Raw genomic sequence first — 25,946 nt, forward strand, 5'->3', positions numbered from 1 at the left:
GGGCCACAAGGCTGGCATGACGAACCTCAAGCAGACGGCCACAGAAATCATGCTCAATGCTAGGAGGCTAATTCGTCCGCGCCATCTGAATGACTTGTCAGGCAACATCTTCAAGAGAGAGAACCACGAGTAACCAAAGCAAAGAAGACCGGCAACCATGAGCGTTAGCAGAGCGACCTGTAATGACGTGCTCATGAGCGCGATGGTCTAAACCTGCCCGATTATCATCAGCCTCGTCTCAACTGTTGTAAACAGGCGTTTACACCAACTACCTTCCCGCAGTTTCTTATCTTCGAGAGGCTGACCAGTTGGTGGAAAACCGCTGACCCGTGGTGGAAGGTGTCAGCGAGTCAGGCGCTTACGCTCATCGACCGTCGATCAGCAGGCTGGGTTGGGCGCAATGCATTTGCTGTTTCTGGTAGGCCATCACATGGATAGGTATTGCACATCACAGCCCCAGAAACTTATGCGAGAACATGATTGCACTCCTCCCAGCAAGATCGGGCTTCGCCACTCTAGTCAGTGGAGGTTTTGGTAACCCACCTCAGTAGCCAGAAATGAATCGAACGAACTGGCGATTGCCCTTGCGTCCGTCGGCAAGCCAATAAATGGAACCTCATATACCGGCGCGTCCGTGCGTGAAAGGTCGAACGCGAAGGCTTCCCCGCCGCCGTCGCTTCCTATGAAGAACAAGTTCGGGAAGAACTCCGAAGTTTTGTAGGCACGGTTCATCTCCGCAAGTTCTTCGGCCCTCCACAACTGCACGTATCGGGCACCAATGAAACCCTCGCCTCCATTTGTGCGTGCAAGGAAGGCAAAGTAGCTTTCCGGTAGAGATTGCGCCAGCGCAGTTCTCAACGAAGCGCGAGCCTCAGTGGAGGCAGGGGCATTTGGCTGAAAGGCTTGATCGTCTGCTTCCATCGGTCGACAATTTTATAGCAGACAGGCTTGGTTGACGTAATCAGGCGATTACACCAACTACGATCTGGAAACCGGCCCTGTTGAATTCGCCCTGCGCCGCACCAGAAGCATCCCAATAGTCAGGAAAGCAGCCGCCCACAGAGGCGCTTCCACGGGATCAACGGCCACTACAAGATTCCCAACATGGAGCAGAAATCCGGGGATAGGGAGCCGCAACATGAAAGGAAGAAATTTGGATGATTATGCACTTGACACAGATGGCTATCAAGCGTAATCTAGGGCCATGTCAATTCCATCCGAACACAAAGGGGCGTTCTGGTTAGTATTTGTGGCCACGATAGTGCTTTGTGTTGTCGTGCTATGGCTCGTACTGAGGGCGGCCCAATGAAAATTCTAGAAATGATAAGCAAGCCCGGTGCGATGGTGAGCGGATCCACAAGCGCAGTCCTGTGTTTCAGTGCGGCGGCTGGATTCTGGGTGGCGGGGCAGCACAACAGGTCAATTATCTGGGTTGTATTGGGTGTGGCTGAAGTCTTAGCCATTGTTCTCTAAGGAAACGATATGAAAATGATAGACGTTTCAAAGACTCTCGCCACTGACGAACAGTGTCTAGCCTACCTAGAGGCTTCGCGCTGGCCTGCGGGTGTGCGCTGCACGGTCTGCGGAGCCAAGGAAGTATCGCGGATCACGCGCAAGTCGAAGTCGAAGAACGTTCGCGCCCAGCTTTATCAGTGCCTAGAGAAAACCTGCAAGACTCAGTTCTCGGCCACGTCCGGCACGATCTTCCATGACTCGCACCTTCCCCTGCCGAAGTGGTTTACCGCTATTGCTCTGATCGTGGATGCCAAGAAAGGCAAGTCGGCTTTGGAACTGTCGCGCAACCTGGGATGTAACTATCGGACCGCGTGGTATCTCTCGCACCGCATCCGTGAAGCCATGAACGAACCTGACGGCCTGAAACTGACTGGCACGGTCGAGATCGACGAAACCTACATCCGCGGAAAGCAGAAGGGCCACAAACGCAAAAAGCTCAAAGACGTAGTGCTCGGCATCCGGCAACGCGGCGGCCCTTTGAAGCTCGTACAGGTAAAGGACAACAAAGCAGGGACTCTGTACGAGCAAATCGAAAAGCACGTTGACACGAACGCGGATCACATCATGACGGATGACGCTGGCTGGTACAACTTCCGCCTGACGAAGTTCCGCAATGTGCCACACTCGAAAATCCGGCACTCTGCTAAGGAATATGTTCGCGGCGAAGTTCACACGAACACAGTCGAGAACTCGTTTTCACTGCTCAAGCGTGCAGTGATAGGGACGTATCACCAACTGTCGATAAAGCATCTGCAGCGCTATCTGAACGAGTTTTCCTATAGGTTCAATCGGCGGGAAGATGCGGATATGTTCGAGCAGACTGTATCGCGCATGGCTGGCATCAAAGCGATGCCTTATCAGAAACTGGTGGAGCAAAATGCCTTTACACCATTCGTGCGGCCGCAGTAGTGTATCTCCATGGCCGACCCAGAAGTTCTGCGAGTATCTCTAAAATATTCCGGCCCTGATGTCGAAGACGGATCTATGTCGATTAATGACATTGTTCCGGCTCTCCACGGCTTCGCAAATGCATATGAGAAGATTGCCTCCTTCGAGAATCTATCCCACGATCACCACCTGCGCTTAGTTGGCCTTACCAAGTCATCGGCGGAAATCCATATCAATGTTTTGGAGTGGATCGGAACACATGCTACGCCACTTCAGGTGTTAGGGGGATTCGCATCTGGGATCGTCACCACGATCATTGCGGTGATTAAGTTAAAGAAACATGCCGAAGGAAAACCAACCGAAATCACAGCCGCCGCTAGCGCTTCTAATAAAATCGAGGTCCAGAATCACCTTAGAGTATCAATGGAATTTGACCCACGCATCTATGAAGTATTTCGGTCTCAGTTAATTGATGGAGAATTGAGCAAGATCGTATCGCCACTAAGGGAAAAACGTATCAATGAAGTGAGCCTCGGATCACCGGAAATTGATTCGGGAGAAATTGTCCTGGCTGAGGAAAAACAGTTTTTTGACCTTGAAAAAAAGACAGTAGTGACGACCCGCGAGGTATGGCTGGAAGGTTTCATGGACTCGCTCAGCAAATCTAGAAATCGTGGGACGTTCTACTTAAGAGGTGGGCGAAGTATATCCTACAAATTGTCCGCTGCTAACCCTTCGGCGCTCTATGTAGACTTCGCATATAACGGTCCTGTTCGGGTCCGGTGTTTGGCGGAACTGGACGAAAACCTAGAGCCAATGCAACTTGAGATTTACGAGATTCAACGTATGCAATCGAGCCTGTTTCCAACTGGCTAGGCGCTCCGCTTCTGCGGTTTCGCCTTGATGAGCTTCCCCAGAACCCTATCAAAAGCGGCCTTTGGAACCTTGACTGACTTCTTGGGCATTTTGGTTTTCCTCATATTTCCAGCCATTTGAAGGGTTTTCCCCCGACCATCCACAGTTTCTCCACAGAAAACACGATTTACGCTGTTCCGCACAGCTCCAGCTTTTGCTATCACGGGAGTAGGCGGAGGCTGACTGGACGGTACCAGAGCCGGATTTATAACCCGGAGTTCCCCGACAGGAACGGTGTTCGACCCACCCAGCCTCCGCCACAACTCCCTCGCACCACGTTATACCACTGGTGCGTCCCGACAGGGAACTTTTGGTACAATCCTCGCCATCGTCTGAGGAGACCGCGCCTTGCCGCAAATTCCAGAAGAACTTCCCACCAGCCCGTTGTCTCTCGCCTGCCCTCGCTGTGGCGCCAAACCTGGTCACATCTGTTTGATATTGGATGGCCAGCTTGAAGTCGTCCACATCGCACGTATCAGCGCGGCGGCCGCTATAGACGAAACAAATCGCAAGTAGAACCTTCCTGTAACCCTCTGATGTACAATCATCGCCTTCCCCTTTCTTCCCCAGAAAGCGAGAAGTGAATGGCACTCTACAAAGAACCTAACTACTTGGAGAGATCAACCGACAAAGCCTTTGATTCTCTTCATCAACCTGGCGGCAAGACTCCCCATTCTGGAATCTACCGTTGCGAGAACTGCGGTGACGAGATTGCATCTAATGAGGGCAACCCACTACCACCGCAAAACCACAAACAACACCAGCCCAGCAGAGGCGCTATTCTTTGGCGCATGATTCTGTATGCTGTGCAGAAATAGGCTCTTGGGATACCCGTAAAGGGGCTTGCAATTCTTGCTTTTTATAATGACCCCACAGCAGAGGTGCAAGCTCATTCAAGCACTCGGGTTTATCGCCGTATTGGTAGTGTTTCTTGTCGCTGCGATCACTCTGCTAGTCAAGAACAAGTCCAGCTTTGCAGCACTGGCCTCGATTCGGTTCTGGCCTTATTGGCTTCTGATCGCTCCCTCGTTTGGGGATCGGTGGTTTCAGGTAAGCGCCGTGCAAGCGGCGTACTACTTTCTGTGTTTTGCTAGTCCTGCCTTTTTTGCGTTCGCCGCAGGTGCAGTTCTCTACCGGCCTGTTGTCGCCCACTCGACCGCACTCATGGGAGTTGTGAGTGTACCTTGGCTCTATTAGGACTTTATCAGCGGCAACGGAATGGGGGAAACCGCATGGCTCATATTCAACCGACCAAATAACGAATATGCCATGTACCCGCCTTACGGGTATCGGCGATGGGTTTGCTCTACTCGAACCATCGTTGCTTCACCATGAACCACGGATTCGAGGTCGCGCCGCCGCAGCAACTCCTCGAACCGATTGACCGAGACTTCTTGCCGTGGTTCCCACCGTGGGGGCAGTTGATTCGCCGCCGAGAACTCGTTGTGGATCTCATGGAGATCCAATTTGCGTCACATGGACGCGCTGCCTTCCGCGTCAATGCAGGCGTCGTGCCGAGAGATGGCCTCACGACTCCCATGGGGCACCGATCTGTGGAGGAATTGGGTGTCCATTGGCTTGAAGAGTTCTTCGAGACCCATGCTCGCCCATGGCTGAGACCCGGGCTAAGGGCATTGGGAGTAGAGGCACTTGGTGCTTGGTTTTCCGTCTGGTGCTGGCCTTATCAGATACCCCTGAAAGAAGACTACGAGAAGGTTGCCCAATTCGCGACGAGTTCCGTGCCAGAACTCGAACTGGCTTTACGCGAAGGACGATTGGGCTCCCACGTACGGCGGGTCACGATTCCATGGTCCCGTCGCCCTTACCCTCGTAAAATTGAGACCTCTTAAGAACCCTTGGAAACGACGCGGATTCCTTAATTGCATATCGCACGAGCGTTTCACCTTGCATCACGTAGGCATCTTCCGATGTGCCTCGGTCCACCTCTTTGCCAATCAACTTAAAAACAGGCTTTGCGATCACTGGCCTGCGCCGTAGAAGTCCGACCGCATCTTTAGTGCAGGGGGTCCCATCGGGGCCGAGTGATTTGAACGCAGGGTGCTCACCATATTTCCTGATAACGTCCGCCATGGTCTGTTTTCCAAGCGGCACGACCTTGCTACCCACGCCTCTTATCCAATCAAGGTAATCGCTTAGGGTGCCCCATTCATTCGCATTCGTTGCGAATGAGTGGGCTCTGCGTGCGTCAGTTACTCATGGGCTCGGATGGTGTCTTTTGGACAAATGGTCAGAGTACCAATCAGCGGAAATTGATTGTGATCTCGACCCAGGCCGGCGGTGACGAAACCCACATATCGCAAAGTGCGCGATTGTGGGGCACCCGGCCGTGGCCGTTCCAAACCCAGGACACCCACTTGTACGTATTATTATGGTGCCCCAAGCTATGGACCCTAGTGCCATCATCGAGCAGATCGACAGAATCCTACGCAGCCGGAGTTTCGCGAGCAAGAGCCAGCTCAGGAAGCTGCTGCAAGTTCTGCACGAGAACATGCATTCGCAAATCACACTGAAGCCGGATCAGGTGATCAAGGAACTCTGGCCCGCCGAGATTCGGACAAAGCGATCCGCAGATGTGGCGGCGGAGATGAACCGGCTGCGGCGTGCGCTGAAATCCTATTACGAGGGCGAAGGCGCGAGAGACTCAATCACGATTTGCCTTCCTAATCGTGCGGTAGCCGCTGCAAATGAAACGCGCGAACGGCCGTGGATCATAGCGAAACTTCGTGCGGACGCAGAGGATAATGCGGCGGCAGATCATCAGCCCAGGTCGCATGTGAATCCTCGTAAGGGGCGAAGAATTGCCGGCCTTGGTGCTGTACTCGGCGCGGCCCTTGTCATCGTGGGCTACGCTTCCATCCGAATGCTCACCGTGCACGATCAGCCCAAGTCTGGACGCCTTGACGGTTCAACGCTCAGGATCATGGACGCGGAGGGGAAGGAACTATGGAACAAGGTCTTTCCCGAAGGATTCGGTCCCGAGTGGTACATCGCGCAGGGGCCGCGTATCTGGTTCGTGGATGTGGAGGGGAATGGCCGCACCAGTGTTCTTTTCGTCTATTCGCCAGCGATCCCGGGGCCGCACCGGACGCTGATCTGCTACTCGGATCGAGGCAAAGAGAAATGGCGCTGGACTCCAGGGAGAGAGCTGCCCGAGCTTGCAGGCAGCCCTGCGACGTACTTGATTCATACCCTTAGGGTACTCAAGGCGAGGGAAGGGAGACCTCTTCGAATCGTCGTTTTAAGTCAGCATGATCCCTGGTGGCCCAGTCAGATCGCGATTCTCGATTCCAATGGTAGAACCATTTCCGAGTACTGGCACTCTGGGGGCTTAGGCTACATCACGTTGGCCGACCTGGATGGCGATGGCAGAGAGGAAATTGTCGCAACGGGAGTCAGCGAGTATGACCATCAAGCCACGTTAGTGGTGCTTGATCCTGACCGGGTGTTTGGCGCCTCCACCGAGGTGCGGCCCGACTTTCAAATCCACGGCATGGGGGTTGCCCAGGAGAGATTGCGGCTGTTGTTTCCGCGGAGCGATTTGAACCGAGCGTTGTTCCAGTACGGTCAAGCCATTGAACCCACGGTCGAGCATGGCATCGTTCGACTTACGGTGATGGAATGCATCACCCCGCCGGGTTGCCGCATCTATTACGAATTCGACAAGAACTTTCGTCTGATCGCTGCCTTTGCCGGGGGTGACGAATTTCGCAGCGCTCATGCGCGGTTCTATCAGAACGGCAAAGACGCGCATCCGCTGAATGCGGAAGAACAAGCGGCGTTCCAAAAGGTCCGATGCCTGGTGGGATGCAAGTCGGAGTTCGTCCCCGTTGGTAAGCTGGTCCCCTGAATCCGCAACAACTGAGTTCGACTTCAGAAATGGCATGAAATCGGGCCGATTTCATACCAAATTCATATCATTTTCCGCTCGTTGCTCTGCGGTAAATGCTTTGTCGTGCTAGGTTAGTTCTCCCCCCGAGAGCATCTGTCCGCTTGATTCTGTATACGTCTGGCTGAGACGGTATGGTTCACGTCATCTAGCGGCAGAACGAAACTTCGCTTGGAGGCGGAGAAATAATGACGAAACTGGCGGCGTTGGCAACGATCGTTCTTGCGTTTTTTTTTCTGTTCATAGTTCCGCAGCCGAATCGAGCCGCGAGAATCGACGGCTCTCCTACAATGACGAATAGCAACGGTCCCACCACCACCAGCTTCGACTGCCCTGGCGCAGGCACGGGCGCGCTGCAGGGCACCGGCGGCATCAGCAGTAACTCGGCGGGGACCATCGCGGGATTCTGTGTTCTCGCAGGCAATGGCAATGTGGCTCACGGCTTCGTGCGCGCCGCCGACGGCACGATTACCCTTTTCGACGCTCCCGGCGCTGGCACGGGAATGAATCAGGGAACCTTCCCTATCGGCATCAACGCGGGAGGAGTGATTACGGGAATGTTCTCCGACACGAACAACGTGTATCGCGGATTCGTGCGAGCTGCCGGTGGCACGATCACCACATTCAACGCTCCGGGGGCGAACGTGGGCGGCCATGCGGGAACCACCCCGATGAGCATCAACAAGGCAGGGACGATCACAGGAATGTACCGGGACCCGGCCTTGGTGTATCACGGCTTCGTTCGCACTGCGGGTGGCACGATTACGTCTTTCGACGCTCCCGGCGCTGGCACAGGCTACGTTCAGGGTACCCAGCCCCTCAGCATTAACACGGCGGGAACGATCACGGGATACTACAAGGACGCCAATTACGTGGACCATGGCTTCGTACGCGCCGCCAATGGCACGTTCACCGTCATCGACGCTCCCGGTGCTGGCACAACCCCGGGGCAGGTTAAGGGGCTTAAATTTCAAGGAACGATTGCCATCGCCATCAACGCGGGCGGAGTGATCATCGGCGTCTGGGCGGACCCGAACTTCGCCAATCACGGCTTCGTGCGTGCCGCCAACGGCACGATCGGCGAGTTCGACGCTCCGGGGGCAGGAGGCGCGGGCACGGTTGGAACTGTCTCCGGAAGCATCAACACGGCGGGAGTGATCGCTGGAGTCTACCAGGATGCCAACGGCGTGTCTCACGGATTCCAGCGCGCCACGGACGCCACGATCACGAGTTTCGACGCTCCGGGCGCGGGAGGCTCGGGCATTTTTCAAGGAACTGTCGGCGTGAGCATCAACGACTCCTCGGCCATCACGGGATTCTACGCGGACGCGAACAACGTGTTTCATGGCTACTTGCTTACCCCTGCGACGGCGGCCTCGGCAAGCTTATCGCCAACTTCTCTGTCCTTCGGGAATCAGGCCATCGACACCACGAGCGCGGTGAAAAAAATTACGCTCACGAGCTCGGGCACGGCGAATCTAACGCTCTCAAACATCGCGATCACCGGTGCGAACGCGGGCGATTTTGCGCAGACCAACAATTGCCCTGCGAATCTGGCGCCGGGAAAGAAATGCACCATCAACGTTACTTTTGCGCCGAGCCATGTCGGTTCCCGAAGCGCGAGCCTCACCCTCACCGACAATGCCGCGGACAGCCCGCAAAACGTCCCGCTTACGGGCAAGGGCATCGCGCAGGCGACGGTGTCACCAACCTCGCTGACATTCGCATTGCAAACGGTGGGGACGACAAGCGCGGCTAAGAATGTGACGCTTCACAACAATCTCGCGGCGAAGCTAACCGTAAACAGTATTGCGTTCACAGGCGCCAACGCGGGAGACTTCGCCGAAACGAACACTTGCGGCGGGAGCGTGCCCGCCAAAGGCAAATGCACGATCTCAGTCACGTTCACACCCGCCGCGACGGGCACGCGCACCGCGACCTTGACCGTGTCCGACAGCGCCAACAACAGCCCGCAGACGGTGTTGGTGACGGGAACGGGGAAATAAAAGCGGCCCGTCTTGTGGACTTTTGCTTCCGTCTAGAGAGCACGCTTAGAACTATGCATCTCACCCCCGAACTGTCGGTAGGCTCAAGTCCTTGAAAACTAGCCACGAGGGCCAAACTACCGTCGGATGCGCCCGTCATTTGGCAGGGAACAACGGCCTGCGGTAAGATTTGAAACCCATAGCCTGGACGGTCATAGTGGAATCGCCGAAAGGAATATCTGCTTCGTAGACACCACGTTGGTTCGTGGTCACCGTTTTGTCGAACTGCGCATTATGAAATTCGACTTTGGCTCCAGTAATCACGGCCCCGCTTAGGTCTGTGATTGCTCCCCGCACGTGGAATACCCGAGTGGTCGGCGCCCCAGACTGTCCAAATGCAGTTGAGCAAAGGAGCAGGACCGTCAAAAAAACTGAAGGAGTGGAGAGCATTTGCGATCCTATCGGCTTCTATTCTATGCCCGGTTCTGGCCAACTGGCGTAACATCGCGATTACGCCAACTACCGCTAAACAGCACCTTTTCATAAGGCCGCCCTACCTGCCGTTTCACCTGCCGTTCGCAGTGCTTTGCATGTACTAGGGTCGTCTAAAACGCCGTCTGATGCTCTGTATCTTGTTGAATGTAGGTTTAAGCGCGGATTCGAATCCCTCCCTCTCCGCCATGACTACAAATGCGCTTTTGCCGAAGAGGTCCTTCGCTCCGCTCAGAATTTCGGCAGCAGGCTCCCGCTTCGCTCACGCCTGCTAGTCGCCTCAAGTTCGAATCCCTCCCTATCCGCCAGTGCTTTCGTCCATTCCCACGAAGCTCGTGAAAAGCCTGAAGGCCCCGAAGTGGAAAGCAGTCAAAACCTGCAATCTGGTTTTCCATCCGACGGCCTGAGAATCCGCAATCCCTGTTGGCTAACGTGCTGCCGCAACCGTCTGGACAGGGAGGTTTAGTCGATTCGTCAGACTTTGGAAGCGAACATTAGTGCGCAACGGATCCAGTCGCGGCTCTACACCGATAAACTGCAGGTTCCGACAGCGATCACGGTAAGCTTTCTCGAACCATTTCAGAGCTTTTGCCGTCTGGCCCAATCCGACGTAGACCAGTCCCACGTCATAAGCCGAAACGTAACGCTGCTGGGACTCCTTTTGCAGATTCGCCAGAATGCGTTGTGCATCGTGCCGACGGCCGGCCATACCGTAGGCATGCCCCAGCTCTGACAGCACCATCTCGTTGTTGCCGGAAAGCTCCGCCGCTCGCTCCAGGGAGAGAATTGCGCTCTTGTACATCTTCTTCTGCACATACACCCTGCCGAGGCCGAGATGGATCCAGTAGAAGTTCGGGTCCATCTCTTTCATCTTCATGAACTCTTCGAGCGCCCGGTCATCCCTAGCTAGAAAATAAGACCACGCGAGGTTGCAATTGATGACCAATGAGAGTGGGTCGAGATCTCGTGCTCGCCGAATCTGAACCTGCGCTTCTTGAAAGCGCCCCATCATGTCCAGGTAATTCCCGTACCACTGATGCGCGGTCGCATAGCCTGGACTAAGCTCTACCGCCAGCTTGTGCTCTCGCTCCACTTCGGGCCAATTCCAGTCGTAGTCTTGCAGCGCTCCAGCCAACGAGGTATGTGCTTCACCAAGACTGGGGTCGAGCTCAAGAGCTCTTCTCGCTGCGACCTTGGCCTTGGGATAGGCCTCCGTCGGCGAAAGTGCGCTGTAGTAACCGAGTAGTACGTAGCAATCAGCCAGGCCCGCATACGCCTGCGCATAATTCGGATCGTCGCCAATGGCCTTCTCGAAATACGAAATCGCCCTACGGAAGCCATCCTCGGTGCGCTTGTTCCAGTAGAAACGCCCTCGGAGATAGTTTTCGTGAGCCTCAGCTGAGACTGTGTGCTCGCGGCCGGGAGGCCTCGGCTGTTCAGAGGTAACCACGCCGATTCGGTCGGCAATTTCATGAGCGACTTCGCTTTCGAGCTGCAGCACGTCTTTGCTCTCGCGATCGTAGCTTTCAGCCCACAGGTGTTCATCGGTGGAAGTGCGGATCAATTGCACGCGGATGCGAACGCGATCTTGAACGCGTTCGACCGTGCCTTCGACGATGCTGTCCACATGCAGCTCGGTTCCAATTTCAGGGGATTTTTTATCGGAGTGCTTGTAGGTGGCTACCGACGTCCGGGAAATCACCCTCAGATTCCCGATTTTTGCCAATTCAGTAATAAGTTCGTCCGTCAGACCGTCGGAAAAATACTCCTGGGCTGGATCAGCGGACAAGTTCACAAGGGGCAATACAGCTATGGAATGGATGGGGATACTCGTGGGTACATCCTTCTTCCCGACCCCATACCGAACTCCCAGCGCCGTTACGGCCAGGATTGCAAAGACAGTTGCTGCAGTCCACATCTTCTGTGGGCCACGTGATTTCACGGCTCCGCCGCTGGAGGCACCCTCATCAACTGCACTCTCTTCGGAGACTGTCTCGGGCTCAGCTACGTTCGCAGTCGTCGCGATGAATCGGTACCCTCGCTTGGGCACGGTCTCCAGAAAGCGTGGCTGCTCGGGATCATCCTCGAGGACGCCGCGGATCTGCCCCACGGCAAAGTTGAGACCATGTTCGAAATCTACGTAGGTTTCCGAGCCCCACACCTGTTCCGCCAATTCCTGCCGCGTGACCAATTCGCCGGCTCGACCGGCGAGAATCGCCAGAATCTTGGCCGGTTGAGGTTGGAGTTTTAGCAAGGTGCCGTTGCGGCGAAGCTCTCCAGAGCGGCAGTCCAGTTCGTACTCACCGAAAACGACACGGTCTCGGGATTTCGTCTTTATCGCCAAAAGGAACTCCAAAGCGAGGCAACACCGGGCGGGGGAAACGATTATAGCCCGAAACGCCGAATTCGTTGACTAACAGTGAGTTACATTCCTTACCAAAAACTTACCACGAGCTTACCCGCCGTTGATTGACCGTGGCTCGGATTAACCCCCATAGTGCTGGCCAGAGGCCCGCTCTCAGCCCTCGACGCCGTTCGGCGGTGGGCAGTTGGCGGGGCAAATTAGTCAGGGGCCGCAGCGGTGCGAGAGGGTGACTCACTAGTTTGCCGTTTGCGGTGAGCCAATGTTGCCCCAATTTCCGCATTTGATAGATGACAAGGCGAGGGGTAGGTCTTGGGGTCTTAGGACCAGGGGAACAAAAGCGGAGATGTTCCGATGCCGCGCGACGGCGGTATTTGCAGAGTGCATGGATTCGGCGACGCTCCCCGCCGGCACCAAGAACTCACCTGGCGACCTTTGAAAAATTCCTAGCCCTGAGGCAATTTCGCCGCGGATTGGGTGAGTGTGTGGGAGGAAAGCTGATGCTAAACACAAAGTCTGAAGAAACGAACAGCCTCGCAAGCTCTGATCCGCCTCGATCTGACTCGAATCCCAACCGTAGAAGAATGTTTCTGCGCTCAGCGACACTGGCCGCAGGGGCCGCAATGCTGCAGGGGTCACCAATGTTTGCAGGCCTAAAAGTCTTAACTGAAGAAACTGGCGATGATCTCCTTCATGAAACAGTAAACGGTTTGCTCGTTTTTGTGGTTCCGGGTCCAGACGCATATTCGGTCGCGCAGGGAGTCAGTACAGCGGAACCGGGTGCGATCGAAGCGACAGTTACGGACATCTACATTGACAGCCTGGATGAATCTGCACCCTACCTGCCGCAATTCTCCCACGTCGTCGCCGGGCTGTTGAACAACCTTGCCTTGGCGGTAAATCCCAGCGCCTCGGGACCGTTCACATCGTCCTTTGCCAACCTTAAGTTTGCCGAGAAGGTTGCGGTGTTCCAAATCATGGAGGCAACCGACTCGCTGAAAACTCTGGCCGGTGTTTTGCCGGCGCTTGCAGCATTCCTTTGCTACTCAGAGGCTGGAGTATTCGACCCCGCCACGCGCTCGCTGACAGGACCGCCCGTGGGCTGGGCGATCTCGCACTACGAAGGAGTCGCCGACGGCAGGAATGAGTTTCGCGGCTACTTCGAGAATCGCCGTCATGTGGATGACGACCACCACTAGAACAGGAGATTTGGCATATGCGAGACATTATCGTGGTTGGGGCGGGCGGCGGTGGCGCGGTGGTGGCGAAGGAACTGGCCGCGCGAGGACTCGACGTCCTCTTGCTGGAAGCCGGAGCGCGTTTTGCAAAACCCGAAACGGACTGGGACCACTTTGAAAGCGATGCGAACAATCCCTTCAGCGGCTATCTCCGGTTCGGCCCGCCCGATCGCTCCAAACCTGGATGGGTGCGCGAACTGCCGCAAAGCTCCCTCTTTGTACAACTCGCTGGAGTCGGTGGAACCACGAATCACTACCAGGGAAATTCTCCACGCGCCATGCCCGGCGCCTTCTTCGACTACCGGGGTCGGGATCGAAATGCGTATGACACGGCTCACCTTTTTCCAATCTCGTACCGCGAACTGCTGCCTTACTACCAATGGGTTGAACACACGCTCCCGGTGCAGACGGCGCCCATGGGGACCAAGGAGGAGGTGTTCTTTCACGGCGCCCAGCTTCTGGGATACCCGGTGCAAAAGACAAAGGACATCACGCGCACCGCGTTCCGGCCGCAAGAGAATGCCATTCTGCAACCCCAAGGGACAGCCGGCAGAACAAACGATCCGAATAAGCTGGTCTATCCGTTCGCGCTGGGCTGCACGTTCTGTGGCCATTGCTCTCAAGGATGCCTGGAAACCAGAGGCGCCCCCATCAATCTCAAAGCCAAGAGGTCCACATCCGTCAGTTACATCCCGATGGCACTCACCAGCGATGTGTGGTCGCGCTGCGGAAAATCCCTGACACTGATCACCGATGCCTTCGCGACGCGCATCACCACCGATGAAAATGCGATGGCGCGCAGCGTCACCTGGAGAATCGGCACCACCGGCGAGACTGTCACCGAAGAAGCTAGAGTGATCGTTCTGGCCTGCGGCACGGTAGAGAACCCCCGGCTCTGGCTGAACAGTGAGCTTCCCAATCCCAATGGATGGGTGGGACGGGGCCTCACGGATCACTTCGTGGACGCGGTCACTGGAGTGATGCCCTTCTATACCGGCTCCACCAAGGGTTCGGGCTCGGGTGGGCGGATCGATATCCCCGGCTACGGCATGCTCGAGGTGGTGGGCGAGACACCCGGCTTGCGCGCCGCGCTCTCAGCATTCAGCGATGCAGGCATCGCCGGCTTCTATGACAACGGCCTGCCGGGAGGAGGTTATGGCGCCGACACCGTGGGGCGACTGGTGGGCAAAGACCTCAAGGACTGCATGGCCAATGTGGACCAACTCTTGAACGTTGACATCTTCACCGATGACGACGTGGAGGCACAGAATCGGGTCACGCTCTCGACGGCACTCCCACCGGACGAGCACGGTCCGGTGCCGCGTATCGAAATTCATCAGAGATCCCGCACGGCTCGCACTCTTCAAAACCGCGAGTTCCTGGTGGAGCAGGCGGTGCGGTTGCTGCAGAAGTTGGGTGCGACCAAGATCCATCGCATCAACAAGGCCCCCTTCGTAATTCACAGCCACAGCACCATGCGAATGGGACGTAATGAAACCGATTCGGTTTTGGATGACAGAGCCGAAGCCCGGTGGGTAAAACGCCTGTTTATTGCCGACAACTCGGCTCTCGCGAATGGCATTGGCGGGCCCAACCCCACGCTCACTACCCAGGCGCTGGCAACCCGAACGGCGGAAAAAATCTTTCAGCGTTACTTCGGCGGACACGCATGGGTAGGGAAGGAAGATCCCGTCTCGTCGATTGATCCGATCGTCACTCGGGCGGTGCTGCAGCGCGGTCTCTAAGGAAGAGAGTTCTCGAGGGCTCACAGCAAGGAGGAGAAATGGCAGTCACTGTTTACCGGACAACAATCTGGTGTAAACACACGACGAGCACGACGACGATGCTGGCAGATGCACTCGCTCCCATCTCGGAGGCGGGTACGAATCTTGTAATTACGGCCGGCCATAGTGTTGCCGGCCGCAAGAACAGGACGATTGCGGTTCATCCGTTGCTGAGCCGAAGCGCAGTGCTGGCATCGCGCCGGAGGGGATTCGCGCGCTCCGCACCGGTACTGATTGTCTCCGGAGACTTCGAAATAGGGCTTGGAGATCGAATCGCAACGGCCGTCGCCGCTCGTGGCGTCGAAGTCCGTTTCGTCAGCGCCATGGGGGAGAACAACCGATTCGTTGCGGCACTCGGGTTCGAGAGCGATGCGGCGGCCAGGTCTGCGGCCAAAGCCATCCGCACGGTGGAATCGCAGAAACCTGTGCACACGCAGCGGGGCCGGCCTCGAATGATCATTCGATCGACCATCGACAAAATTGTTGCCAGTGTCTCGACCGGTGGAGCCTTGGGTCCAAAAAAGAAACCCAAGACACCCAAGTAAGCCTACGCCGCAAGAACATCTCGACCACGCAGTCCGATCGCAAACAGGAGCACAGATTCACAGCAGTGCAGTTACACGAACTCTAAAACGAATTCACCGGAGGATTACAGCCATGCAAGGAATGTCGAATGTTCGTATGTTAAGCGTGCGCGCAGCGATCTGGATTGTGCTGGCAGCGACTCTGGCACTGGCGGCGGTCGCGCAGGCGCAGAGCTCTAAACCCAACACCTCTGCCACTTCACGAATGCAGCCAACTCACGAGGCCAGCAAGCCCACGGAAAAACAAAGCATTGCGGCCCAGGAAGAGAAGCCGGGTGGCCCCAAAGAAGGTATTCAGGTCCATGGGCACTGGGTCATTGACGTCCGGAATCCGGATGGCAAGCTGGTTACGCATCGCGAGTTTGAGAACGCCTACGCGGGAGATACCTTTCTACCCCGCATTCTTTCCCGACAAAACAGTGTCGGGCTTTGGGGGATCCTTATTGGGGATGGGGGCGGCGTCAACCTGTTCTCTATCAGTGAACCCAATGATCCTGGCTTTGCAGATTCAAAGAATTTGATCCTTTCGATTTCGGGTCAGGCGTTCGTGCTCAGGGGTTCGTTAACGGCACTGAGGGAGTTCGGGATCACTCTCGTAATGACTGAGGCACGGTACTGCGACCCCAATACTGCGCCCGTAACACCCTGCCTTGCAGGCGCGGTTGAATTGTTCACTACCACTCACCCAAGCCCTCCGATCGGCGTCGCCTCCGGCCAAATCGTGCAAGTGACCGTGACAATCAGCTTCTCGTAACGCCAATTGCGGGCAATGACAAATCGCATTGAGCAAACCGTTTCGAGGATGGCATATGAGTTTGCAGTCCGTGAAGCTACGCTTCCCGCGTAGCCAGTGCAATGAGGAAAAAGGAGCATTCAATGCTTCGTCGAAGCGCTCTCGCCATCGCTAGTGTGTTGGTTCTGGCTGGCTCGGCTGAATTGATTCGTTTGGCGGCTTTGCCTGCGCCCGGCCAAACCCCCTGGCCTCCGGCATCCCAAGTCCTGGGATTGCGCCCCCAAACAAAACATCTTCCGCGAACACCGGACCGCCTCCGCGGCAAGACAGGATCGACCGAGAAGCAGGTCCCTCTCGTGCCCGCGGGCAGTCTGGATGTGAGTTCGCTCTTCCTCACGGCGCCGACATACCTAACAGGGGGAGTGTTCCCGCTTGCCATGGTTGCGACCGACGTTAACAAAGACGGTATCCCCGACGTCGTGGTAGCGCAGGGACTCAGTCAAGGGACAATCGGAGTGTCACTCGGCAGCGGCGACGGTACCTTTCAGCCGGCGCAGGCGTACGGGGGCGTCGGTGTCACACCTTACGGGCTGGCAGTTGCTGATATCAGCGGCGATGGCAACCCCGATCTGGTGGTTGCGACCAACTGTGCCGGTGGGGGAGTTTGTTCCGGCAAAGGATCCGTCGCACTTCTGTTCGGCAACGGAGACGGAACATTCCAGGCAGCCAGGGCTCTGGATACAGGAGCGTTTTACGCGACTGCGGTCGCTGTCGCGGATGTGAATGGTGACACCCATCCTGATTTGCTGGTGACCAACCGTTGCACCACCGGCAGCAATTGTTCCGGGCTGGCGTCCGTCTTCCTGGGAAACGGTGACGGCACATTCGCGTCCGCGCAAAACTACAGCACCGGCGGTTTGTCACCATTTTCGATTGTGACGGTGGATGTGAACGGTGATGGCAAGGCCGACATGGTGATGGGAAACCTCACCAAGACCGTCAATGATGTATCAGGGACCATCGGCGTCCTGCTGGGGAATGGCGACGGAACATTTCAAGGACCGCAAACCTATCCCTCCGGTGGAATCTACGCCAATGCGATCGCAGTCGCGGATGTGAACGGCGACCACGTTCTCGACGTGGTGGCTGCCAACGACTGCTTCGGGAATTGCAGTGCTGACTCCGACAGCGCCATTGGTGTGCTGTTGGGGAACGGCGACGGCACATTCCGGTCCGCCCAGCTTTACGATTCGGGCGGGCTCTCGGCGTCGTCGGTTGCGATCGCGGACGTTAATGGGGATGCCACGCCCGACGTGCTGGTAGCAAACCGCCGCGCTGAAAATGGTTCGGTCGGAGTTCTACTTGGCAACGGCGACGGCACGTTCCTGCCCATCCACACTTACGACTCGATGGGCAACAGTGCAACCGCCATCGCGGCCGCTGATACCAACGCCGACGGCAAGCCCGACGTCATTGTGGCGAACGGGCAACTCAACAGTTCTGATTCGCGCGGCTCAGTGGCCGTGATGTTGGGTCATGGCGACGGCAGCTTTCAGGCGGCGCCAATCTACAGCCCCGGCGCCAACCTCAACACGTCCGCGACCATGGCGGACGTGAACGGAGACGGAAAGCCCGATGTGATCGTGGCGAGTGCATGTACTCCTCCCTCCTGCACAGGATCCGTGGACGTCTTGTTAGGGAACGGTGACGGCACTTTGCAACCTCCCTTGACTTACGACTCCGGAGGAAGCTCTCCAGACCCGTCGAACGTCGAGGCGGTGAAAGTCGCCGACGTGAACGGGGACGGCAAGCTGGACTTGATCGTTGCGAACCAGTACCCCCCCACCGCCTGCTGCGATCCCTCGAAGAACGGGCTGGTGGGTATTCTCCTCGGGAATGGTGACGGCACTTTTCAATCTGTGGTGACCTATGATTCCGGTGGATACTTCGCCAGTTCGGTCGCGATCGCGGACTTGAACAGCGATGGTATGCCAGACCTGTTGGTCGCCAATCAGTGTGTGAGCGGCGCGGATTGCGGCAGTGGCACAGTGAGCATTCTGTTAGGCGATGGCACTGGGGCGTTCGGCGCGGCGCAAACATTCGCATCAGGGGGATTCTCCCCAAATTCGATCGCCGCGACGGACGTGAACGGCGATGGCGTTCCCGATCTGCTGGTGCTGGACAATTGTCTGACCGCATCCTGTAGTGACCACGGACAAGTGGCGGTTTTGTTGGGCAACGGAGGTGGCGCCTATCAGGCAGCCCAAATTTACGATTCGGGATCGTTCTTTGCCCATTCGCTGGCCGTAGCCGATCTGAACGGCGACGCCAAACCCGACCTGATCGTGAGCAACGAGAGTTTTGTGAGCGTGCTGCTGGGTAATGGCGATGGAACTTTTCAATCGGCGATTAATTCGCTGGCGGAAGCTGGTTTCACCGGACATCTGGCAGTGGCGGACTTCGATGGCGACGGAATACTGGATGTGGCATCCAGTGACGGCTCATTGTTCCTTGGGAATGGCGATGGAAGGTTCACGGATACTGCCGGTCTGATTCCGCCCGGTGGACTCGCGGTGGGAGATCTCGACGAAAATGGGAAGCCGGATATTGCGGTTGGCGGCGTCACAATCCTGCTGAACATCAGTCCCCGTGCCGCAACGACGACAACTCTGTTTTCTTCGCTCAATCCATCCGAGCTTGGCCAGACCGTGGACTTCACGGCCAACGTTACGAGTGCAGGTTCGGGTACGCCCAGCGGACACGTGACCTTCAAGGACGGCGCCGCAGTGTTGGGCACCCAACTGCTGTCGAACGGCGTGGCGATTATTAGTGTGTCCAGTCTGAGCGAAGGGACGCACACAATCACGGCTGTTTACGGTTCCGACGCAGACTTCAGAGCAAGCAGGTCACTACCTCTGAGCCAGTTGGTAAACGGAAACGGACTTGTGGTCATCGACGTCGCCGAAACGATTCACGTGACGGACAGCCCCGAGCTTCTGAAGTCGGTAATGATGATCGTCAACGAGAAGATTCTCGTGACGGATAGCCCCGGCCTCCTGCTGGCTGCCATGATTAACGTGAACGAGAGCATCCATGTGAGCGACGCGCCAGCCGTCGTGACGTCGCACGTGACGCCAATCATCACCTGGCCCGCGCCCGCTCCGATAACGTATGGAACGGCGCTCTCGGTGACACAACTCAACGCTACCGCCAATACTGCGGGAACCTTTATCTACACACCTCCAGCCGGCACGGTTCTTGCGGCCGGCAACCAAACCCTCTCGGCTGCGTTCACCCCAACCGACACCGCGAACTACACTTCAGCAAACGCAAGTGTTGGCTTGCTCGTAAATCAGGCCAGCACCGCCGTGCAGTTGACGTCTTCGGCCAATCCCCAGTTTGTGAATCAGCCCATCACGTTCACGGCAACGATTACCTCGCCGGCTGCGGGTTCCGCGACAGGTTCGGTCGTATTCTTCGCGGGCACCACGAATCTGGGGACTGTCTCCGTCGCAGGAAATACGGCGTCGGTGACGACATCATTTTCCGCTGCGGGGAATCGCTCCATTACCGCTCAGTACTCAGGCGACAACAATTACGCAGGCAGCACTTCCGCCCCATTGATCCAAAGCGTCGTATCCCAGCAGGTTCCGACTACCTTGACTGTGACCTCCTCGCTGAATCCTTCTTTTGTAAGCCAGGCCGTCACTTTCACGGCGACTTTCGGGACCGGGAGACCTCCGGACGGGGGGACCATCACTTTCAAACGTGGCGCAGCGAATTTGGGAACGGCCGCGATCGTGGGTGGGGCAGCTTCTTTCACGACTTCCAATTTGCCACTTGGAAGAAGCAGGATCATTGCGATCTATCAAGGCGACGCCTTTTTTGGACGGAGTTCGGCGGCGATGATCCAAAGAGTAAATCGCTATACGACTACAACGACTCTGGCCTCGGACTTGAACCCCGCAACCTATGGCCAGACCGTATCGCTGACTGCCACCGTGACCGCTCTGGATACGGCGTCTGCTACGGGCACAGTCACATTCCGCAATGGAGGTTCCCTCTTGGGAACGGCGACGCTGCGCAATGACGGGACAGCAACCCTGCCTGTTAGCGGTCTAGCTGCTGGTGTTTACTCGCTAACCGCGACTTATAACGGTAACGGGCGCAACGCGAAGAGTAACTCGTCAGCGTTAAATGAAACCGTGAACTTGGCCTCTTCGACCACAACCCTTACCTCGTCGATAAACCCTTCAAGAGCCGGGCAATCTGTGAAATTTAGCGCATCCGTAGCTACCAACACCGGGGCTGTGGCAAAAGGATCGGTAACGTTCTCCGCCGGCGGCGTAAATCTGGGAACTGTGACCTTAGCCGGCGGCAAAGCCAGCATTTCGACGAGATCGTTGCCACCAGGAGCAAACGTCATCACCGCAACCTATGCCGGGAATCCCAACGTCACCGGCAGCTCGGCGACGCTAACCCAGCAGGTGAATTGAGATTGATCGCCGCCACCGTGTAGGTCCAAGGACAGCGGCTGCAAGTCCGTGGACTCAGAATTTAGGTCACTCCTTCGAATGGCACTGTTCAATCGCCTCGGGTCGAGTGGCTTGACTTGGGGCCCGTTCCCGAGCCAGCCCGTTCCCCACACCTAGCGCTCTACCGGCAAGAATATGCACTTCGCCGAGGAAGAGCGTTAGTGACGCCACCGATTAGTAAATGGCCCTGCTTTGGGAAAACAAGATTTCTGTTCACGCGGAACGCACCGGGATTCTCCTGTGACCGGAATATCGTCAGGCGGGGATGCTACACGGGAGAGCGCCACCGATCTCTAGTGTTTTCCTGCTATTGCTCGTGATCCTTTTTCTATTTAAGTTCCGACAACTCGACTCAAACCGCTGCGCGGCTCCAACACGGTAAAGCAGGATCATGCTGGACGATAACAAGCACACAACTGAAAGTTCGATTCGCTACCCAGGATGGGGAGTGTGTCTGGCGGCGTTCGTCGGCGTGATGGTGAGCTTTGCCGCCATTATGCCGTACACATTCAGCCTGTTTCTGGAGCCGCTATCCAAGTCATTCGGCTGGCATCGGGAGGCCATTTCCAGCGCGTTCGGCATTGCGGCGATTACGGTGGCGGTTTTCTCGCCGGGCATCGGAATACTACTTGATCGCTTTCCCCCACGGTGGATCATTCTCCCCAGCATCATTATCTTCAGCCTCGCGTACCTGTCGTTGAGTTTGCTTACGTCTCACATCACGCAGTTTTATCTGACATATTTTGTTCTGGGCGTCGTGGGAAATGGAACGGCGCAGCTTGCGTATACACGCGCAGTGCTCACCTGGTTTCAACGACACCGCGGACTCGCGCTGGCGATCGTGCTCACGGGAAGCGGCACCGGGTCGATTGTGGTCCCGCTGGTGACGCAAGCCGTCATCCACGCCTATGGCTGGCGCAGCGCCTACGTTACGCTCGGCTGCATCGCGTTACTTGGTTTTCCGCTGGCGGCGCTTCTGGTGCGAAACCGTCCGGTGAGCGCAACGCATTCCGATGAAACCTTTGCGACCGGAGTTTCGGTGGGCACAGCGCTCCGCGGAGTCGTGTTCTGGATCATGGCGATCATGATCATGCTGGAGGCGTTTGGATCGAATGGATTGGTATCGCATCTGGCCGCGATGCTCACCGAGCGCGGCGTTTCGGGAGAAAGTGCAGCCCTTGCTCTCTCCGTGATGGGTGCAACCAGTATCCTGGGCCGGCTGACGACTGGCTTCCTGCTGGATCGCTACTTCGCTCCGTATATTTCCATGCTGATGCTGGCGATTGCGGCCGTCGGCATTTTCACTCTGTCGACCGCCGCCACGGCCACTACGGCTTGGATGGGGACAGCATTGCTGGGCTACGGCCTGGGCAGTGAAGCGGACGTCGTGCCCTATCTCATCGCCCGCTACTTTGGCCGGAAACATTTTGCAGCGCTCTACGGTTTAACTTGGACGGCGTATGCCGTCGGGGGCGCCACCGGACCGGTCGCCATCGGCAGGTTTTACGATCGCTTTGGCATGTATCAGCCGCGAATGATCTTTGCGCTTGCGCTGACTTGTGTTGGTGGAGCCGCGCTCAGCCTGCTGTTGCCGCGTTATCCGGCGGAGTCAGCCGGCGTTCTGGGAGACCTGGCTCCTGACACCCAGATCGCATCGTGATTTCACGTCAAACTGAACAGTTTTGTCGCAGGACATAACGTGTATTCTTTTCGTTTTCAAGGGGCGAACTTATGAATCGGCGAAACTTTCTCCAATCGACCGGCGCAGCCTGCGCTGGTTTGGCATTCACAAAATCAATCCCAGCATTTGCCGACGCGGTTCAGTCGGGCGGCGGGTGGAGGACCTTTGAGGTCACCACCAGGGTAGAAGTCCTGAAGCCAAATGGAGTGACGCACATCTGGCTGCCTTCCGCGCTGCTTCGTGATACGCCGTTTCAGCGAACGCATTCCAACAAGTTCAGCGCTACAGGCGGATCGGCCAGGTTCACCAAGGACAAGCCGAGTGCACTCGGCATCGTGTCGGCGTCGTATCCCGAAAAGGCGACCCCAGTGCTGACGCTGACCAGCCGTGTTTCGCTGAAAGGCTATGGCGTCGATCTCTCGAAACCGGGCAAAGCGCCGCATGTTTCAAAAGAGGAGATCGACTTCTTTCTCAAACCGACCCGATTTGTGCCGACCGTCGGCATTGTGAAAGAAACCGCGCTCAAGGCGACCGCGGGCGCAACCACTGATTTGGAGAAGGCTCGGGCCGTTTACGACTGGGTAGTGGACAACACCTTTCGCGATCCAAAGGTCCGAGGCTGCGGGCGCGGCGACATTCGCGCGATGCTGGAGACAGGCGATTTGGGTGGAAAATGCGCCGACCTGAATGCACTTTACGTTGGCCTGGCACGTTCCGTAGGACTGCCGGCGCGGCATATTTATGGTTTGCGAATCGCCAAATCGGACTTGGGCTACAAGAGTCTTGGACTCGCAACGGACAAGGCGACCAAGGGCCAGCACTGCCGCACGGAGGTATACCTTCGGGAGTACGGCTGGGTCCCGGTAGACCCAGCGGATGTACGCAAGGTAGTTCTGGAGGAGCCACCCGGGAATCGTCCATTGAGCGATGAGATGGTGTCGAAGGCGCGCAAGCGCCTGTTCGGCTCATGGGAGATGAATTGGATGGCTTATAACTACGCTCACGATATCGAGTTGCCAGGCTCCGCCAAGCAGCCGCTGGTGTATTTCATGTATCCACAGGCGGAGACGGGCGGGGGACGAGTGGATCCGTTCGATCCGGACAACTTCAAGTATGAAATCACGGTGAAGGAGATGAGCTAGCAATATTGCTCCTCATCCGAACTGAGCGGCCTGACTTCACGTCACTTTGCATTGTTGGCGTGCGACCGGAGATTTCCGCAGGCCACAGTACCAGTACAGGATCGAGGCACTCATCCGAAAGAATCCGAGCATGGCATTCAGGATCCATGTCGACCACAATCCGGTTGGGCCTAGACGCGCATACACCACGTTCATGCTCCATGCCGGACTTGTATAGGCTGTCCCCGCGGTCGACAGTCCGATGTGATTTCTTACCACCGGCTCATAGAGAATCTTTTCGATCCCCTCGTTAAAAAACTTTGCCATCTGCAAAATCCGGCTACTGTAAGCCTTCCTGGCGCGCTGGGGCAATTCTCCTCGCGTGCGAAATTTTAGGATCAGGGCTGCGGCCTCGGCGGCATGCCGAAGGGCTGCGGTGACTCCATTGGAAGTCATGGGATCGACGAGCGACGCCGCTTCGCCGGCAATGAGCCAGTTCGGTCCGGCAGATTCCGTGTGAACCCGGCAGCGAAATGAAGTCACGTTCACCTCGCTCAGTGCTCCTTGTTGCAGAAGGGGGTCGAAGCGCGAGAACTTGGCGAGTTGCTGACGAAAAATATTCTCAACCGATCCTTCGACATCGCGCTTGCCTTTAATCGCCGTCCCCGGAGCGATGTATCCCACGCTCACGATGCCGGGGCTCACGGGAATTTCCCAAAGCCATTCGAGATATTCCGCGGGTTGCGGGTCCATGTAGAGAGTCGTTCCCTCGACTTCCTCTGTCACTTTGAAGTAAGTCCACATCGCTACCTTGGTCGGGCCATATTGCAGAGTTGGCAGGCCTAGCTTTCGCGCCACCAGTGAGGCGCCAATTCCGGAAGCGTCAATGAGCCAGGGAGAGGTGAAACGCGCGCCGCTCTCGGTTTGGACTGCGCGAATCGTTCTGCCGTCGGTTTCGAGGTCAACCACCCGATCGCGCACAAACGTGACCCCTTCGTCTACCACCATTTTCAGGATTTCATCATCCAGTTGTGTTCGCTCCACATGGAGTGTCGCGAGATTGACGTAGAAGGGAGGCCCTCCGAGCCATTCCGAGGGGACGTAGTGCGCGTCGCAACCATCGCGCATTTTCAAAGTGACATGCCGTTTCCAGGTGGCAATGCGGGATGCGAGCAAACTTTCTGGAGTCAGTCCAAGTGTGCTCAAAAGAGCGGGCGCCGACCAATCGAGCGATTCCCCAACCGGTGGTCGAACGGCCTGGGGCGGCTCGATGCAGACGACTTTCAAGCCGGCTCTGACCAGATGCAGTGCGGCTGCTTTTCCAGCCAAGCCACCGCCGATAACCGTTACATCGCAGGGTGTCACCGGGAGCGGGTCAGACATGAATATCTAAATTGTACGGATTTAGGATGCCTTGCGGGCGGGTGCGCGGTCGAGCGCCTTCAGTATCTGTTCCATCTGCCACAGGTGGCGACGCTCATGCGCGGCCAGCATGCGCAGGGCGCCGTACGCGTTATAGCTTAGACGACCATACACAGGTGACTTTACTTTCACCTGATCAACAGCCAAGCCGATCGCGGATTGAATCGTCGTCGTAAGCTCGACCTGCGACTGTTCAAACGCTTCCCATGCGGAATGGAAGCCGCACTTACGCGGCACAAGCGGCGCGAGGACCTTGAAGCGAAGCCGGTAAGGCGGCTCCAGATTCCTGATGAATAGTCGTGTGAGCGTTCCCGTCCGCAACGCCCGGTTGGTGGCAAGACGCGGAGCGCGAACGATAGCAGCTGAGATCGCAGGGAGGAACGCATTCGTTGTTCGAGCCAGATGATCCAGACACTGAGTCACCGACCACGAAGCAGGTTCGAGACTAGTTGTGAGATCAGCCTCACAGCGGTTGGCGACCAAGTCCCCGGCTTTCAGGGTTACGCCCTCGGCCTGGCGCAAGACAGCTTCAAGCTGCCTGGTCGATACCAGGGCTACCCCGCTGCGGATCGGCACGCGAAGAAACTCCGGCACGCGCAGGAGGGCACCCGTCGCTTCGCTGAACATTCCCATATCCAACTTCGGCACGTTAGCTGTGAAGGGTCGAGGCGGGCCATAGTTAAAAAGTATTAGAGAGCTGGATGGGATGGTTCGTGCGGATCCTGGAGTCAGTACAAGTTTATTAGGATGAATGAGTTATCTGAGTTATTGGAGTGACGTCGGG

At 56.8% G+C, this 25,946-nt stretch carries 16 protein-coding genes and 1 tRNA gene; 12 read left to right on the forward strand and 5 right to left on the reverse strand.

The genetic code is table 11. The features are described 5' to 3' along the window. Window positions 1–519: 519 nt before the first annotated feature. Window positions 520–921 (reverse strand): SMI1/KNR4 family protein, encoded by a 402-nt coding sequence (locus tag HY010_14570; protein MBI3476953.1) that lies wholly within the window; start codon window positions 919–921, stop codon window positions 520–522. 561 nt (window positions 922–1,482) lie between these two features. Between HY010_14570 and HY010_14575 the strand changes: the two genes are divergently transcribed. The 5 genes from HY010_14575 (at window position 1,483) to HY010_14595 (ending at window position 9,231) form a co-directional block, all read left to right on the forward strand. Next, window positions 1,483–2,424, forward strand: coding sequence for an IS1595 family transposase (locus HY010_14575; protein MBI3476954.1), 942 nt, complete (start codon window positions 1,483–1,485; stop codon window positions 2,422–2,424). Window positions 2,425–2,433: 9 nt separating this feature from the next. Next, entirely contained in the window at window positions 2,434–3,279 is an 846-nt protein-coding gene (locus HY010_14580; protein MBI3476955.1) for a hypothetical protein, read from the forward strand. Window positions 3,280–3,492: 213 nt separating this feature from the next. Then, window positions 3,493–3,578: transfer RNA gene (locus tag HY010_14585), tRNA-Ile, on the forward strand. A gap of 2,144 nt (window positions 3,579–5,722) precedes the next feature. Further along, a complete protein-coding gene (locus tag HY010_14590) occupies window positions 5,723–7,186 on the forward strand; it encodes a VCBS repeat-containing protein (protein ID MBI3476956.1) in 1,464 nt (487 codons plus the stop codon). Between the two features lie 227 nt (window positions 7,187–7,413). Next, on the forward strand, window positions 7,414–9,231 hold the full coding sequence (locus HY010_14595; protein ID MBI3476957.1) for a choice-of-anchor D domain-containing protein: 1,818 nt from the start codon (window positions 7,414–7,416) through the stop codon (window positions 9,229–9,231). Between the two features lie 135 nt (window positions 9,232–9,366). On the opposite strand, the gene HY010_14600 is transcribed toward HY010_14595, so the two are convergent. Both HY010_14600 and HY010_14605 read right to left on the reverse strand, forming a co-directional pair. Then, window positions 9,367–9,660, reverse strand: coding sequence for a carboxypeptidase regulatory-like domain-containing protein (locus HY010_14600; protein ID MBI3476958.1), 294 nt, complete (start codon window positions 9,658–9,660; stop codon window positions 9,367–9,369). Window positions 9,661–10,129: 469 nt separating this feature from the next. Further along, the gene (locus HY010_14605; protein MBI3476959.1) at window positions 10,130–12,046 is read right to left on the reverse strand and encodes a winged helix-turn-helix domain-containing protein; all 1,917 of its coding nucleotides are present in this window, start codon (window positions 12,044–12,046) and stop codon (window positions 10,130–10,132) included. Window positions 12,047–12,705: 659 nt separating this feature from the next. Between HY010_14605 and HY010_14610 the strand changes: the two genes are divergently transcribed. The 7 genes from HY010_14610 to HY010_14640 all read left to right on the forward strand — a co-directional run bounded on the left by HY010_14610 (window position 12,706) and on the right by HY010_14640 (window position 23,761). Then, complete coding sequence (locus HY010_14610; GenBank protein MBI3476960.1) at window positions 12,706–13,263, forward strand: hypothetical protein; 558 nt, start codon at window positions 12,706–12,708, stop codon at window positions 13,261–13,263. Between the two features lie 17 nt (window positions 13,264–13,280). Continuing rightward, window positions 13,281–15,047: a GMC family oxidoreductase gene (locus HY010_14615; GenBank protein ID MBI3476961.1), complete on the forward strand. Its 1,767-nt coding sequence runs from the start codon at window positions 13,281–13,283 to the stop codon at window positions 15,045–15,047. A 38-nt stretch (window positions 15,048–15,085) separates the two neighbouring features. After that, window positions 15,086–15,631, forward strand: a complete 546-nt coding sequence (locus HY010_14620) for a hypothetical protein (GenBank protein MBI3476962.1) — start codon at window positions 15,086–15,088, stop codon at window positions 15,629–15,631. A 112-nt stretch (window positions 15,632–15,743) separates the two neighbouring features. Continuing rightward, window positions 15,744–16,424: a hypothetical protein gene (locus tag HY010_14625; GenBank protein MBI3476963.1), complete on the forward strand. Its 681-nt coding sequence runs from the start codon at window positions 15,744–15,746 to the stop codon at window positions 16,422–16,424. 122 nt (window positions 16,425–16,546) lie between these two features. Then, the gene (locus tag HY010_14630) at window positions 16,547–20,899 is read left to right on the forward strand and encodes a VCBS repeat-containing protein (GenBank protein MBI3476964.1); all 4,353 of its coding nucleotides are present in this window, start codon (window positions 16,547–16,549) and stop codon (window positions 20,897–20,899) included. Window positions 20,900–21,329: 430 nt separating this feature from the next. After that, window positions 21,330–22,598 carry an MFS transporter gene (locus HY010_14635; protein ID MBI3476965.1) on the forward strand — a complete coding sequence of 423 codons (1,269 nt, stop codon included), beginning with the start codon at window positions 21,330–21,332 and terminating at the stop codon, window positions 22,596–22,598. Window positions 22,599–22,669: 71 nt separating this feature from the next. Continuing rightward, window positions 22,670–23,761: a transglutaminase domain-containing protein gene (locus HY010_14640; protein MBI3476966.1), complete on the forward strand. Its 1,092-nt coding sequence runs from the start codon at window positions 22,670–22,672 to the stop codon at window positions 23,759–23,761. 36 nt (window positions 23,762–23,797) lie between these two features. On the opposite strand, the gene HY010_14645 is transcribed toward HY010_14640, so the two are convergent. Both HY010_14645 and HY010_14650 read right to left on the reverse strand, forming a co-directional pair. After that, window positions 23,798–25,123: a tryptophan 7-halogenase gene (locus HY010_14645; GenBank protein MBI3476967.1), complete on the reverse strand. Its 1,326-nt coding sequence runs from the start codon at window positions 25,121–25,123 to the stop codon at window positions 23,798–23,800. A gap of 21 nt (window positions 25,124–25,144) precedes the next feature. Beyond that, the gene (locus HY010_14650; GenBank protein ID MBI3476968.1) at window positions 25,145–25,789 is read right to left on the reverse strand and encodes a DinB family protein; all 645 of its coding nucleotides are present in this window, start codon (window positions 25,787–25,789) and stop codon (window positions 25,145–25,147) included. Between the last annotated feature and the right edge of the window lie 157 nt (window positions 25,790–25,946).

The sequence above is a fragment of the Acidobacteriota bacterium genome (genome assembly GCA_016196065.1).
Taxonomy (GTDB): domain Bacteria; phylum Acidobacteriota; class Terriglobia; order Terriglobales; family Acidobacteriaceae; genus Acidiflorens.

Coding starts and splice junctions, on each gene's coding strand:
- HY010_14615 (MBI3476961.1), top strand. CDS start 13,281: ATGCGAGACATTATCGTGGTTGGGGCGGGCGGCGGTGGCGCGGTGGTG.
- HY010_14590 (MBI3476956.1), top strand. CDS start 5,723: ATGGACCCTAGTGCCATCATCGAGCAGATCGACAGAATCCTACGCAGC.
- HY010_14575 (MBI3476954.1), top strand. CDS start 1,483: ATGAAAATGATAGACGTTTCAAAGACTCTCGCCACTGACGAACAGTGT.
- HY010_14595 (MBI3476957.1), top strand. CDS start 7,414: ATGACGAAACTGGCGGCGTTGGCAACGATCGTTCTTGCGTTTTTTTTT.
- HY010_14620 (MBI3476962.1), top strand. CDS start 15,086: ATGGCAGTCACTGTTTACCGGACAACAATCTGGTGTAAACACACGACG.
- HY010_14645 (MBI3476967.1), bottom strand. CDS start 25,123: ATGTCTGACCCGCTCCCGGTGACACCCTGCGATGTAACGGTTATCGGC.
- HY010_14630 (MBI3476964.1), top strand. CDS start 16,547: ATGCTTCGTCGAAGCGCTCTCGCCATCGCTAGTGTGTTGGTTCTGGCT.
- HY010_14650 (MBI3476968.1), bottom strand. CDS start 25,789: ATGTTCAGCGAAGCGACGGGTGCCCTCCTGCGCGTGCCGGAGTTTCTT.
- HY010_14580 (MBI3476955.1), top strand. CDS start 2,434: ATGGCCGACCCAGAAGTTCTGCGAGTATCTCTAAAATATTCCGGCCCT.
- HY010_14570 (MBI3476953.1), bottom strand. CDS start 921: ATGGAAGCAGACGATCAAGCCTTTCAGCCAAATGCCCCTGCCTCCACT.
- HY010_14610 (MBI3476960.1), top strand. CDS start 12,706: ATGTTTGCAGGCCTAAAAGTCTTAACTGAAGAAACTGGCGATGATCTC.
- HY010_14640 (MBI3476966.1), top strand. CDS start 22,670: ATGAATCGGCGAAACTTTCTCCAATCGACCGGCGCAGCCTGCGCTGGT.
- HY010_14600 (MBI3476958.1), bottom strand. CDS start 9,660: ATGCTCTCCACTCCTTCAGTTTTTTTGACGGTCCTGCTCCTTTGCTCA.
- HY010_14635 (MBI3476965.1), top strand. CDS start 21,330: ATGCTGGACGATAACAAGCACACAACTGAAAGTTCGATTCGCTACCCA.
- HY010_14625 (MBI3476963.1), top strand. CDS start 15,744: ATGCAAGGAATGTCGAATGTTCGTATGTTAAGCGTGCGCGCAGCGATC.